This window comes from Ruegeria sp. J8, assembly GCF_056531925.1.
This window is the reverse complement of the sequence record NZ_JBQFMR010000002.1, coordinates 443729-456055: the sequence shown is the minus strand read 5'-3', so window position 1 is coordinate 456055 and position 12327 is coordinate 443729. Positions and strand designations below refer to the sequence as shown.

The following is a 12327-nucleotide window of genomic DNA, read 5'->3' as shown; positions in this document are numbered from 1 at the left end:
CGTCGAAGGCTGCAGAGTTATGGTATGATCGGACCGAGAAGATGGGGCAACTGACTGAAGCCTTGGCCGATTTTCCCGGCGGTCCCGACCTTGCCCCAGATGCGGCAGAGCGTGTCGCTGGCCTGGTCGAGAAAATCGCGGCTCAGTCGATCCGAGCCACTGAAGCGGAAGAAGAAATCGTCAAACTAGATCAGATCATCGAAGACCACCCAATCGACAACTTGGCCCAGCCATTGAAGGCAGAGTTGGAACGGCTTGATCGACTAACTTTTGATGGTGCACCACTTTTGGGGCGCGCGAGCACCGCGAGGGCTGACCTCGACCGTCGCCGCGAAGACTTGGACAACCTCGGACAGCAAATAGACAAAATTTTGGTTCTCCTCGAGGTGCCGGATGCGCCGCCATCCACAATCGCCTTAGAGGCAAATGATTTGGAGGACCTCGCCACCGCAGTACAGGAGTGCATGACGGCCAATCTTTCAGCCGGTGCTGCAAAGGAGGCCGCTGAAGTCGCTCTCGCCCAACATGGCAAAGCGCCCCGTGAGCCGCAAGATTTGACGGCTCTGAGACTCGCCTTTGAAAAATGGAAAGCCGTGGCGGATATGTCCGCTTTTGAAGTTGCCCATGGCCAAGCTTTGGCACGCCTGACTAAGGTCGCAGCTGGTCTGCCGCAGTCATGGATGGACCTTGTTGCATCAGGCCTACCTGCGCGCGAAAAGCTCGACGAAGTCAGTCAGGACTGGGCGACCCTAACTGCCGATCTTGCGTCGGCCCGGAAAGACCTCGAGGCGCGCGTAGCCGAGTTGGTGGAGGCCCGGGCAGAGCTATCTACGCAGGAGGCTGCACCTGACGTCGTTGACATCGTCAAGACAGAGGAGACGCGGCGTCAGCGTGATATCGAATGGCAGCAGCATCGGGGCAATCTGACGGGTGAGACGGCTGACCAGTTCGAGGCTGCGATGTACGCTGATGACAGCGCCCGAGCACATTACCTTACGGGTGCTGAGGCTCGGCAGCGGCTGCTGGCCGCACAGGGACAGGTGCGGAGCGCTGAAGCCCGGCATGAAACTGTAAAGAACCGTCACGACGACTTGATTGCGAGACATGACCGCTTGTCAGAAAGCTGTTCCAGATTGGCGCTGGCACTGGGGTTTGAAGCAGGCACGCCCCCTTCGGCCTTCAACGCTCGCCAACAAGCTTTGACGACGGCGGCCGAAGCCGCCGCCGATGTTTCCAATGCTGAAAAAGCGTTGAAAGACCGTCTTGTGCAACAAGCGGAGGCTTGCGATGCGTTGACTGTAATGGCGTGTCCCCTCGGGTATGATCCCGCGCGAGGTGATATGCCCACGCAAATTCAGAGAGCGCTCACGTTGGAAGAGAGCGATCGCGAGGCTTGGGCCAAATGGCGGGATGGCGAGAAGACAATTGCTGAGCTAGAAAAAAAGGCAGATCAAACGCGCGACGATCTCGACGTCGCTTTGAATAAGCTTGCACAGTTAACTGCTGCGTTGCCGTTGCCGGATTGTTCATTTGACGGTATGCGAGCCGCTTTACCGAACCTGCGGAGCCTGCAGCGGCTTTATGGAGAGCATAGAAAGCTCTCGGTGCGGATTGGGGCCTTGGAGCAAGCGATCGCAGCGCTGGCAGATAGCGCAGAGCGCTTGATCCGAATTTTGGGGGATCCTGAAAACGATGCAGATGCAGATCCTGTCCAGATCATCGACCGCGCCCGCTCGCGTCACGCTTTGGCCGTACGGGCAGATGAAAAACGGGAAGAGGCCGCTTCGCGACGGGATGAACTTGACCGTTTCAAACATCGCGCAGAGACGGAGCTCCAGGATGCGAACGCCGACCTAGAATCTTGTTTTGAAGGGCAAGGTGGTCAGGACTTGATGCCTCGCGATCGTGTTGCAAAGTTGGTTGAACGTGATCGTCTGCGAGCGGAAAAGGCAAATGCGGCACGTGATCGCCAAAAAGCCCGTGAAGGAGTCGATGCCGATCTTTTCACCGAGGAACTAGACCTGATGCCTGACGCAACGCGCTCGACAGAGCTGGAACAGGCTCAGCAAGACGCACAGCTCATCCGCGACAGTGCCCGCGATGCTCAGCGAGAAGCTGACCGGTTATATCGCGAAGCATTTCAGGCCGCCGACCGCAGCGATCTCGCGACTGAACAAGCGACTCTGCTGGAAGAGCTACGGAGCGGCGCGCGTCAGGCGGCTGTGGCTAGACTCGGAGTGCTGGCGGCACGAGGGGCGCTGCGTCGCCTTGCGGCAGAGCGGCGCGGCAGCATGCTGCGCGACGTCGAAGAGGCCTTCGTCACCATGACCTCCCCGGCCTGGACCGGCGTTGATGTCTGGACACAGTCCGAAGGCGAAAAGCTCGTCGGTATTCAGCCAGATGGAAACACGGTTCCTGTGGAGCAGATGTCGACGGGCACAATGGGTCAGCTGTACTTTGCGTTGCGTCTTGCTGGATATCGCAGCTTTGCGCGTGACCCTGGCCCACTGCCGATGGTCCTGGACGATATCATGGAGACATTTGACGATGTGCGGGCACGAGCGGCCTTGCAACTCTGTGCCGAGATCGGCGCGAACGGACAAGCAATCCTCTTCACACACCACGCGCATCTGGTCGAGTTGGCAAGAGACTGTATCGATCGGGTGGCGATCGTAAACATGCCAGACTGAGCGCTTTAGTCTGCATTGATGACGAGACTGCTGCGCAAAATCCTGGAAGCTGGCTGTAGCGTTCTAAGGCCAACTTGCCCCATGACAATTATTCCAACCGCTTCGCCCTATCAGCAACCCTCTGAACCAGTGAAACAGTAGCACCGCCCGCCTGGCGTATCCCAGCCCCGGCGATCTCAGCATTTGACCTGGTCCCAAACCGTGCCCGCGCCCGTGAGCCTTTGGTGCCGATCAACCCCTTGGCGAAACCGCCGGGACTGGGAATGCTTGGCGGTCCGGCCATCATGAAGTTGCCCGAGATAGAGCGGACGATCAGCGGGGTGGCGATGATCATACCGCCTGCGAGGAACATCATCATGAAGAAGGGCACCAGCGCGCCGATGTTGCTCGCGCCGGAGGGGTCTCCGAGTTCAGTCATGAGCGAGCGCGACATTCCGACAACCGTCGAAAACACGCCCGCGATCACGAGGGGATAGAGCGCGTAGGACACCGTGCTGGAAAGCCAGCGATGGAAATAGTCCTTGCTGACATCGAACAACGAAAGCGCGATCATGATTGGCGCGACGCCGATCATGAAGGCCAGCATGATCTTGGCGAAGATCAGGACAAGCCCGCAGAGAGCGCCGATGACGCCCAGGAGGAACGCGCCGATCGCGCCAATCAGGGCTCCGGCCATCCAATGCATGTTGTCTCCGGCGGCGTTCAGGTAGTCACCAAATTCCTCGATGAGATCGTCAAAGGCTTCGGCAAAGTAGGACGCACCTGCACCGCCCCCGCCAAGTCCTGCCACCATGCCGCCCGCGAGCTGGTCGAGTCCATTTATCAGCGCGCTGGCCACCGCGTTGAATTGGACCCAGTTCATCGCAAAGAGGGAGATCAGCATGAGCTTGAGGGCGAACCAGAAGGCGGTCCGCCCATCCATGGATTTGTACTGAAACACCATGTTGAGGAAGACGCCGATCACGGCGAGCGTGGAGGCGACCGCAATGACGCCGCCAAGCTGTCCGGCGACGTTGCCAAAGGTGGTTTGGGCTGCGTCTTCCAGAAAATTGTCGGTGGTCTCTACCATCCAGGTGACGACGCCCATCGGATCTTCCTCGGTCTGCTTTAGGCTCTGTCACCAGTACGACGTTTCAGGAAGGCTTTCAGGATGTGCTCGCCGTCGAAATCCGGCACGACGGAGACCAACTCCCAACCATCCTGACCAAGGGCGGTCAGCTGCGCTTCGATCTTCGGGGGCTTTGTTTTGGCGGTGTTGATCTGTTCAATCTTGTATTCAAACATGGGCTGTTTCCTTTGAATGGGCCGGATCAATCGGCAGGTAGAATTCGGTAATGCCACGTGCGCCTTCATGGCGACCGGCCTGGATGATCACATCGATCGACCGGGTGATGTAGTCGTTCATGTCCTGGTAGGTCATGGGCACATCGGTTTTCAGGGCGGCGATAGCGAGGCGCTGGACGGCCAGCTGAGGGGTCTCAGCGTGCAGCGTGGTGAGTGAGCCACCGTGGCCGGTGTTGATCGCCTCAAGGAAAGTCATGGCCTCTTTGCCGCGCACTTCGCCCAGGACGATGCGGTCCGGCCGCATGCGCAGGGTGGAGGTCAGCAGAACATCAGCGCTGCGGATGGCTTCGTCCCGATCAGACATCAGCGTGACGACATTAGGCTGCGCCGGACGCAACTCGGCGGCTTCTTCGATCGTGATGATGCGCTCGTCGGCGGGCACGAAGGAGAGGATTTTTCGCGCCGTGACGGTCTTGCCGGTGGAGGTTCCGCCGGAGGCGATCATGTTGAGCTTGTGCGTCACACAGAACTTGATCGCGGCGTCGATGTCGCCGGTGGCCACGACATCACGCAGCTCGGCGTTGCGCTTGCGCCGCGCACCTTCATTTTTGCGTTCTTTGCCGAAGAGATAAGACAGCTTGATCTGGTCCAATGGCAGGTCCGCAAAGAACCGCAGGGAAATCGCGTAGCCGCCATCGACAGCGGGGGGCTGGATGACCTGCGCTCGAATTGGGCGGTCACGGTAGGTGATGCTGACCGATACGATCGGTTTGGTCCGGCTGAGCGTGGTGTTCGCGGCGGAAGCAATCTGGTTGCCAAGGTCTTTGATTTCATTGGGCGAGAGCTGTCGATCGACGCGTCGCATGAAGTGATCACCCTGAAACTCCGCCCACAACGTGCCGTCAGGATTGATGCAAAGCTCGATCAGCTTTGGATCGCGCGCCTCGGGGATCTTGTCCATCGAGCTTTGCAGATAGCTGGCCGCCATGGTCAGAAAATCTCCAGATCGCGGTCGACCATCACGGTGACGCGGGCACCTTGATCGACATAGATCACGGGAGAGACGGAGAGGTATTCACCAATCACGCTTTGCGCGCTGTCTTGCAGGTCTTCGCCAATACCTTCCAGAACATCAGAGGTGATCTCATCTTTGGTGTTTTGAGCTGCGACAGCAGGCAAGGCTCCGATCAAAGATATCAGAGCGGCGGACCCAAATCGTGTTCCAAAGCGGCTGTCGACGAAACCAGTTGTGCCGGAGCGCCCCAGTTCGTCGCCGCCGAAGGCGCTGATTTCGACGGTCTGGTTGCTGGGCAGAAGGATTCGATCCCAGGCGATGGTCACGCGTTGCTGCGCTATGTTGAGGCCAGATTGATACCGTCCGATCAGACGCGCGCCGCGCGGGATCAGAATCCGCGAGCCGTCATAGGCGTGGACATCTTCAGACACCATGGCTCGGACCTGACCGGCGAGCGAGCTGTCGATCGCTGTCTCAAGCACGGCCTGAATCATTGTGCCCTGAACAACAGTGTTTGACGGGTTCACGATCAACTGGGCTTGCGTCACCTCAGTAGGTTCAGCCCCGTTGCGAACAAAGTCAGTGTCGCCATCAAGCCGACGCTGCTGCGCGGCGGTTTCATTGTTGCCGCTTCCAGTACCGCCAAAGGCGATGATCGGGCTGGCGATACGAGCTTGGAGTTCTTCAAGCTCAGCTTGCCGACGCCGCTCGAGTTCCTGAAGGCGCAGTTCCTCGGCCGTGGGGCCGGTTGGTGCGGGCATACGCGGGGCTTCCAGGCGCGCCAGCTCAAGATCGTTCTGCAGTCGCTGGATTTGCCGGGCACGTTCTTCCAGTTCTTCGCGCAAGGCGGCTTGCGTCGCAGCGGCCTCACTGCGCAGGGCATCGATCTCTGCTCCCAAGGTATCCAATGCTTGTGTGTCGACGGTTGGGGCTTCAGGTGCAGGCGCATTCCGCAGGGCTTCGAGCTCGGACCGCAAAGCGTCCATTTGCGCGCGCAGCTCGTCTGTTTCGCTGTTTGTTTCCGGTTCCGGCGGCGGGGTTGTGCCAATCGGTGCAGGCGTGGGTTCGAGCGCACCAAAGCCCGGTCCCGCTGCTTGGAACTCATCCGGCGATGCGGTTTCCAGGCTATCGGGTTCAGTGCCGCCAGAGAACAAAAGCAAGACACCGCCAAGGGCGGCGATTGCCGCAATGCCCATGGCAATAGTGACAACAGACGGACGCGCCTTCGGGTTTTGTGTTTTTCCTTCAAGCGCTTCTAGGCGCTTCTTAAGCTCAGCTGTTTCACTCATCGTGGTTTGCCTCGCTCATCTCTTGGACGCAGATCTCGTCCTCGCCGATCCTGAGAACCCATCGATCGCTGACGCCTGAGACGCGGATCACGCCATCTGGCCGCGCCAGCGCATTTACACTGCGCTCATTGCCAGCCGACCAGCGAAAGATCGCAGGCAATGGCGCGTTCGCGGCAAAGCGGAAATAGGTGAAAGTGCCATCATCCCAAATCTCGCGCGGGGTGATCTCGGACCGTGCGCTGACGCCGTAGGCGTGGTTTGCTGGTTGGTTTGTTGCCACACGGGATTGCCTAGGGGCAGCCTCGGGATAGGTAAAACGAATGACGTAGAAGGTCGGCGAGCTCGCCTCGGTCACATTGAAATAGTAACTGCGTCGGTTGGTATAGACGGTGATGTTTGTATGCGCGCCGCGTGTGACAGGCTTGATCGCAAAGGCCTGGCCGCCGGGCACGCCGTCCAGCAGGAAGCCCTCGGTATCACCTGCAATGATCGAGCGGATGGTCTCGGCCTGGCCAAATTCAATGCTGGTCACATGGGTCAGGCTGGTGCGGATGCGGTAGACCTGCCCATCCTGATAGGTCGCCAGCCGGACACGGGCATCATAGGGGCCTTGTCGCGGCAGAGTCTCCGCATAGGCGGTGCCTGCAATCGGAACAATGAGGGCGAGGATCAGGAACAGGCGACGCATGGTTTACTCCAGACGATCCGAGCGGATCGCGTATTCGGTGACGGTGAAGCCGAAGGGGTTCTGCCAGACATCGTCGATCGACCGGCTGTTCTCGGGACGAAACTCAAACATCAGGGTTGCGGTGAAGAGCCCGTTTTGACTGCCGCGCGGCGAATTGAGCCGCTTGCGCAGGCGCACTTGGGCGCGATTGGCGCTGATGTGCGTGATCGACAAAACCTCGACTTCAAGGCGGGCATCTGTGCCATAGCTATCTGGCGGATAGGCCTCATGGCCACTTGTCCAAAGTGCGCGCAGTCCTGCGGCGGCCGCACCGTCCGACTGGTCCAGGACCCGCCGCACCCGCACATCATTGTCGAGCTGATTGTATGTCTCTCGATCAATGACATAGCGGTAGACCTGTGCCTCGATGATAGCGGGGCGTTCCGTGAGTGAGACCGCTTCGACCAGGGCATTGGGGAGGGCCATGCCGGTTTCGCTATCAAAGGGCACGATCATGGGCGGCGGGTCCACGTCGAACAGGGCCACGAGGGCAGCGGCGAGGCAACCTGCCATGCCAAATGCCATGCCAGTCAGCCCCAGCTTCTGCCACATGAGCTCGCGTCGCCGTGCGCCGTAGACGAGCTCTTCTTCGATAATTTCTGCCTCGCTGTTCATGGGATCAGTCCGCGCGAAGGTCTGGAAGGGTAAAGTCCATGTAGCGGCGTTCTTCGGCCAACGTCGCGGCATCGACCACTCCGGATTGGCCAGCGCCGACGGTTTGAATGGCTTCAAGCTCCCACATTCGCGTCATTGCGATGGCAAGCTCGGCTGTGACGCGGGTGTTGTGATCGACGGCTTCTTTGAGCGTTTCCATGTCCGGGATCAGTGAAACCAGTTGTTCAACCCGCTCGAGGGATTGCGCGGCCTCGTCATAACTGTTCTCAGCGGCCGCCGACATCAACGCCCCGGTGCCCGCCTGACTGGCAATGCGTTCCGCGCCCGGATTGCCGCTGCTGGCCATGTCGGACAGGCTGTTTTGGTCAAAGCCTGCATCCTCAAGCGCTTGTGTCATGCGCCCTTCCATTTGAGGAGCGGCGTTGCCGATGAGGCCGCTGAAATCGCCGCTCTGGATTTGACGGATGGTGCCGAGGAGATCGCCGAATTCTTGGTCCAAAAGCCCATCGAGGTCACCGCCCATGGCCATTTCAATGATGTTTGTCGCGCCGGTCAGGGCGGCGTAGGTTTCGTTCAACGTGTCGAGTTGCTGCTGCACAAGGTCGAGCTGTTCGAGAAGCGTGTCGAGCTGGTCGGTCTGGATCCCGAAATCCTCCAGCATCTGCTGCAGCTGGCGAATTTCCTGGGCGATGTTGCGCGTGTCGACCGTCGGCACGCCTTGAGCAGTTGCAGGAGACGCAACCAACAATGCGCAGGTGGCTACGGCAGAAAGAAAGCGGATCATCGGAGGGCCTCCAGATCGAATTGCATGAAGTCTTGTTCGCGCGCCTGAGCGGCCGCCATGGCTAGTTCTGACGCGCTGAGTGGGCGGGTATGGGCGGCCTTGAGACGCGTGCGGATGGCGATCAGGCGAGCGAGCTCGGCCCGAGCGTAGGTGTTGAGCGACATGGCCGCGTGAATGTCGTCGGTTTCGCCAATGCGGGTGATGATGTCCTGCACCCGAAGCGCGGCCGCTTGCACGGAGATTAAGGAGTAATCGCCGTAGACCCCTGCGCCGAAAGAGGTGAGGCTCATGGTGGAGTTGGCGAGCAAAACTGGATCAATGGTGCCAAGCGCGTCGACGCCGCCAACGTGGGCAAGGTAGAGATTGTAGCGCTCGGGGATCACCTGAACGTAGTGTTGGGTTTCAGCAAAGGGCGGCACACCGCCGTAGCGCTGCACATTGCCAGGACCGGCATTGTAGGCCGCCAGGCCGTGAATGATGTTGCCATCAAACATGGCCAGCATCTGCGCCAGATATCGCGCGCCGCCCGTGACCTGGATATAGGGGTTTTCGTAGTAGGCCGGGTAAATCCCCAGATCCTGCGCCGTGCCGGGCATGATCTGGGTCAGGCCAAATGCACCGACAGGGGAGCGCGCGCCGATGGTGAAGCGGCTTTCCTGCCAGATCAGCGCTTGCAACAGGCAACGCCATTGCTTGGGCGACAGGCCCGCTGCGCGCACGCCGGACATATGGTGCGTTTCCTGAGCCGCGCGAATGATCAGCTCTTCGATCGAGCCAGAGGCATCGCCGAACATCTGGCCCGCGCCGGGGTTCGGGTCGACCGAACCATAGAGCGTGTCTGCGGCGTTTTCAGGCGATGAACCTGTTTCCAAGCTTGCGACCAGTGCGCCTGAGTTCCCGCTGGCCAACGTCGTGGTATTGAGGATGTCTTCCAGCGCCTGGAGTTGTTCTTGCTCGAGCTCTTCAAGCTCTTCCTCTTTGGTTAACCGATCCCGTTGCAGCGCCAGATCTTGTTCGCTTTGCTGCAACACGCGCTCGCGCTGCAGGAACATGCCCGCATCAAAGGTCGGCACGCCTTGAGCATAGGCCATTGGCGCGGCGAACCACACCAAGCCCGCAAAGATATGCAGGCGGTGCCTACTCACCGAGACCACCAATCGGCCCAAGCAGTTCAAAATTGCAGTTGCTGCGGCTGACCTCGGCAAAGTAGTTGAAGCATTCGGCTTCAGACGGCCGATATTCCGCGCAGGCTGTCAGGGTCAAAAGGGTGAGGGTCAGCACGCATAGTCTAGCCATCAATCTGTCTCCAAAAGTCGGGGTTCTGGCGATAATTCGCGCCGACCAGCGCTTCGCCTTTTTCCATGCCGCCAAGGATCGTGAGGTAGGGGCCAAGGGCGCTGAGATCGGCGTCGATCACCACTGAACCTTGATCATCGCGCACCAGCGCCAGACGGGAATTGCTGCCTGTGCCGAGCAATACGCTGAGCTCTTTTTCAGTGAGGCCCAGCATGGTGTAGTCGCTGGCCGAAGCGCGGATGTTGGGAAGCAGGAGCTGCGTCGGAACGGCCTCGACAATCGTTTTGCCGGTGCGTGTTTTCTCAAGCTGGCTTGCGTATTGGGTCATCATCACAACGACGGCATTCTGTTTTCGCGCCGTGACCAACCAATTGCTCAGCCGGTCTGCGAAATACGGGTTGTCGAGTGCTTTCCAGGCCTCATCGATGATGATCAGCGTCGGTTTGCGGTCCTCGATCACGCGCTCCACCCGTTGAAACAGGTAGGAGAGGACCGCCATGCGTTCTTTCTCGCTTTCGCTGTCGAGAATGCCGGTCAGGTCGAACCCGACGACATCACCATCAAGCGAAAAGGTATCCTCAGAGCTTTGCCCAAAAATCCAACCGTAGCGGCCATCAGCGGTCCATTCCTGAATCCGCTCAAACAGATCCCCTTCATCTGCCCCCGCCACAAAGAGGGAGGCCAAATCCAGCCAGTTGCGCAGGGCGGCATCGCTCGCCCCGGCGTTCTGGCGCACCACTTCTTGGATGCGGTTGATCTGAACAGGGCTCAGGGGCTTGTCAGCGCGATGTAGCAGCGTGGCCAACCAATCGGATAGCCAGGCTTGGCCGCGTCCGTCGACTTCTGTGCGCAGCGGATTGAGACCGGTTGCTTCACCTACCTTGATGGCGCTGTAGCGCCCGCCATTGGCCCGCACGGCCATTTCCATGCCAGCGCGATAGTCGAAGACAAAGACGCGGGCTTCGCAGCGCCGGGCTTGGGTCATGAGGAAGGCTGACAACACCGATTTGCCGGAGCCAGGACGACCGAGGATCAATGTGTGTCCACCGGTCGGCTCTTTGTCTGGCTGACCCGCCTCATGATAGTTGAACAGGAAGCCCGAGCGTTCTGGCGTCGGGAATAGAGTGATCGGCTTGCCCCATGGGACTCTGTGTCCGGGTTTGCCCAGTTGACCGCGATGCAGTGCTGCGAGGTCGGCAAAGTTCGTGTTCGTGATGGCGGCCTTGCGGCTGCGCATTTGCCCATTGCCAGGATGCTGCGCGAAATAATGGGTTCGGGCGGCAAAGCTCACGTTCACCAGATTGACGCCTTCACTGGCAGCTATATTGCGTACCTCGGCCGCGATGGCTTCCAGCTTTTCCTCGGTCTCGGCGAAAACCGTGACCGTCATGTGATGATCGCCAAAGCTAAGGCGCTTGGATTCAAGATCGTCCAGCGCGTCGACCAGCTCTTCGGCGAGGGAAATCGCGCCATCATCGCTGGCCTTCATCAGACGCTGTTGGCGCTTGATGCGGCTGGCCATGATGTTGCTGTTTATCGGCGTGAAGGAATGTGTGACCACCATGTCGACGGGCAGGTTCAGCTCGTCGAACATGGTGCAGCTGGTTTTGGCTGGGTAGGTCTTGATCGCGAAACTGGTGCCAAAATGCTTGCCCGCCGTCCCATCGTCGAGCGTAAAGTCTCGCCCCTGAAACGTGACGCGCGTGTTGGCCACATCTTCGGCAATGACGCCAAATCGCGATTTGGCGAACAGCGGCCGTTCCTGACCAATATTGAGTGCTCCGAGGAACCCGAGTAGCTCGCCATTTTCGGCCCCAAGCAAGCGGGGATTCATCTCTGCAAAAGACGACAGCAGAAACCCAACGACCTCCTCGAGCTTGCGCAGCTGCTTGGCCGTCTGGTCTTTCAACTGTGAGATTGAGTCTGCACGTTTCAGACGCAGCCGCGCACCGAGGGGCGGACGCTTCAACACGGTGAGCGTCAGAGTCTTGTCCCGCAGACCTGCCCGCGCCATGGCCGATTGCCAGCGGTTGTCCAGCGATTGGGCAAACCCTTCATTTGGCACCGGTGGTAAGGCGGTCTCGATCGCTTTTGAAACCTTGTGTACGTAGAAACTGTACTCCGGCCCGATCTGTGCGATGATTGCAGCGAAGAGCGCGCGGATCTTCTCCAAATGCGCGTCATCGCTGGTCATGCTGTTGACGCCATCAAGACGGATGCACTGGAACAGCGCATTGCCGCGCGTGCGGATCGTCACATCATTCACGAGGCTGACATAGGGTAGCATGCTGGCCATCGGGCGCTCTTTGCGCGCCCAGTCTGGCAGCGTTGCAAGATCATCCGAGGGGTCATGGAGCATAGCTGTCCCCCGAATGGATCTTGCGATTTGGCGTCGATGGCGTTTCCTGCAGGGCAGTGACCATCACCTCAAGAAAGGCCGGATCCCAATCCGCTGCTTTCCACAGCGCTGGATAGGCCAGAGCGGCGATGATGATCACCGGCCAGCTTTGAACCCAGAGAAACAGCAACACAAACCCGAAGAGCCAAACCATGGCATACATGATCGGCAAGCCGATAAGCTTTGGTGGCCGGATCAGGCCCAGAAAGAGGCGGGTTTGCGTTGCCAT

Annotated in this window: 12 protein-coding genes; 1 reads left to right on the top strand and 11 read right to left on the bottom strand. The window is 59.4% G+C overall.

Translation table 11 applies throughout. The features are described from left to right. Window positions 1–41 precede the first annotated feature (41 nt). Window positions 42–2690: an ATP-binding protein gene (locus ACR0L1_RS05825; protein ID WP_480857829.1), complete on the top strand. Its 2649-nt coding sequence runs from the start codon at window positions 42–44 to the stop codon at window positions 2688–2690. Between the two features lie 88 nt (window positions 2691–2778). On the opposite strand, the gene ACR0L1_RS05820 is transcribed toward ACR0L1_RS05825, so the two are convergent. From ACR0L1_RS05820 to ACR0L1_RS05770, 11 genes are read right to left on the bottom strand one after another with little or no spacing between them, the layout of a single operon-like run. Beyond that, entirely contained in the window at window positions 2779–3777 is a 999-nt protein-coding gene (locus tag ACR0L1_RS05820) for a TrbL/VirB6 family protein (protein WP_480857612.1), read from the bottom strand. Between the two features lie 20 nt (window positions 3778–3797). Continuing rightward, entirely contained in the window at window positions 3798–3974 is a 177-nt protein-coding gene (locus tag ACR0L1_RS05815) for a DUF4177 domain-containing protein (RefSeq protein ID WP_480857611.1), read from the bottom strand. After that, window positions 3967–4962: an ATPase, T2SS/T4P/T4SS family gene (locus ACR0L1_RS05810; RefSeq protein WP_480857609.1), complete on the bottom strand. Its 996-nt coding sequence runs from the start codon at window positions 4960–4962 to the stop codon at window positions 3967–3969. Before ACR0L1_RS05810 ends, ACR0L1_RS05815 begins: the two co-directional genes overlap by 8 nt. A 2-nt stretch (window positions 4963–4964) precedes the next feature. After that, window positions 4965–6278 carry a TraB/TrbI/VirB10 family type IV secretion system protein gene (locus ACR0L1_RS05805; protein ID WP_480857607.1) on the bottom strand — a complete coding sequence of 438 codons (1314 nt, stop codon included), beginning with the start codon at window positions 6276–6278 and terminating at the stop codon, window positions 4965–4967. Beyond that, entirely contained in the window at window positions 6271–6966 is a 696-nt protein-coding gene (locus tag ACR0L1_RS05800; protein WP_480857606.1) for a TrbG/VirB9 family P-type conjugative transfer protein, read from the bottom strand. The genes ACR0L1_RS05805 and ACR0L1_RS05800 overlap by 8 nt, the downstream gene beginning before the upstream one ends. A 3-nt stretch (window positions 6967–6969) precedes the next feature. Beyond that, complete coding sequence (locus ACR0L1_RS05795) at window positions 6970–7620, bottom strand: VirB8 family type IV secretion system protein (protein ID WP_480857604.1); 651 nt, start codon at window positions 7618–7620, stop codon at window positions 6970–6972. 4 nt (window positions 7621–7624) lie between these two features. Further along, window positions 7625–8404: a type IV secretion system protein gene (locus ACR0L1_RS05790; protein ID WP_480857602.1), complete on the bottom strand. Its 780-nt coding sequence runs from the start codon at window positions 8402–8404 to the stop codon at window positions 7625–7627. Then, window positions 8401–9495, bottom strand: coding sequence for a lytic transglycosylase domain-containing protein (locus ACR0L1_RS05785; protein WP_480857826.1), 1095 nt, complete (start codon window positions 9493–9495; stop codon window positions 8401–8403). The genes ACR0L1_RS05790 and ACR0L1_RS05785 overlap by 4 nt, the downstream gene beginning before the upstream one ends. Window positions 9496–9541: 46 nt before the next feature. Then, window positions 9542–9700: a hypothetical protein gene (locus tag ACR0L1_RS05780; RefSeq protein WP_480857600.1), complete on the bottom strand. Its 159-nt coding sequence runs from the start codon at window positions 9698–9700 to the stop codon at window positions 9542–9544. Next, on the bottom strand, window positions 9693–12059 hold the full coding sequence (locus tag ACR0L1_RS05775; protein ID WP_480857598.1) for a VirB4 family type IV secretion/conjugal transfer ATPase: 2367 nt from the start codon (window positions 12057–12059) through the stop codon (window positions 9693–9695). The genes ACR0L1_RS05780 and ACR0L1_RS05775 overlap by 8 nt, the downstream gene beginning before the upstream one ends. After that, entirely contained in the window at window positions 12049–12327 is a 279-nt protein-coding gene (locus tag ACR0L1_RS05770) for a VirB3 family type IV secretion system protein (protein ID WP_480857597.1), read from the bottom strand. The genes ACR0L1_RS05775 and ACR0L1_RS05770 overlap by 11 nt, the downstream gene beginning before the upstream one ends.

Excerpts from the sequence above, each read along its gene's own strand:
- ACR0L1_RS05825 (WP_480857829.1), top strand. The coding sequence starts at position 42 with ATGGGGCAACTGACTGAAGCCTTGGCCGATTTTCCCGGCGGTCCCGAC.
- ACR0L1_RS05820 (WP_480857612.1), bottom strand. The coding sequence starts at position 3,777 with ATGGGCGTCGTCACCTGGATGGTAGAGACCACCGACAATTTTCTGGAA.
- ACR0L1_RS05815 (WP_480857611.1), bottom strand. The coding sequence starts at position 3,974 with ATGTTTGAATACAAGATTGAACAGATCAACACCGCCAAAACAAAGCCC.
- ACR0L1_RS05810 (WP_480857609.1), bottom strand. The coding sequence starts at position 4,962 with ATGGCGGCCAGCTATCTGCAAAGCTCGATGGACAAGATCCCCGAGGCG.
- ACR0L1_RS05805 (WP_480857607.1), bottom strand. The coding sequence starts at position 6,278 with ATGAGTGAAACAGCTGAGCTTAAGAAGCGCCTAGAAGCGCTTGAAGGA.
- ACR0L1_RS05800 (WP_480857606.1), bottom strand. The coding sequence starts at position 6,966 with ATGCGTCGCCTGTTCCTGATCCTCGCCCTCATTGTTCCGATTGCAGGC.
- ACR0L1_RS05795 (WP_480857604.1), bottom strand. The coding sequence starts at position 7,620 with ATGAACAGCGAGGCAGAAATTATCGAAGAAGAGCTCGTCTACGGCGCA.
- ACR0L1_RS05790 (WP_480857602.1), bottom strand. The coding sequence starts at position 8,404 with ATGATCCGCTTTCTTTCTGCCGTAGCCACCTGCGCATTGTTGGTTGCG.
- ACR0L1_RS05785 (WP_480857826.1), bottom strand. The coding sequence starts at position 9,495 with ATGGCCTATGCTCAAGGCGTGCCGACCTTTGATGCGGGCATGTTCCTG.
- ACR0L1_RS05780 (WP_480857600.1), bottom strand. The coding sequence starts at position 9,700 with ATGGCTAGACTATGCGTGCTGACCCTCACCCTTTTGACCCTGACAGCC.
- ACR0L1_RS05775 (WP_480857598.1), bottom strand. The coding sequence starts at position 12,059 with ATGCTCCATGACCCCTCGGATGATCTTGCAACGCTGCCAGACTGGGCG.
- ACR0L1_RS05770 (WP_480857597.1), bottom strand. The coding sequence starts at position 12,327 with ATGGCAACGCAAACCCGCCTCTTTCTGGGCCTGATCCGGCCACCAAAG.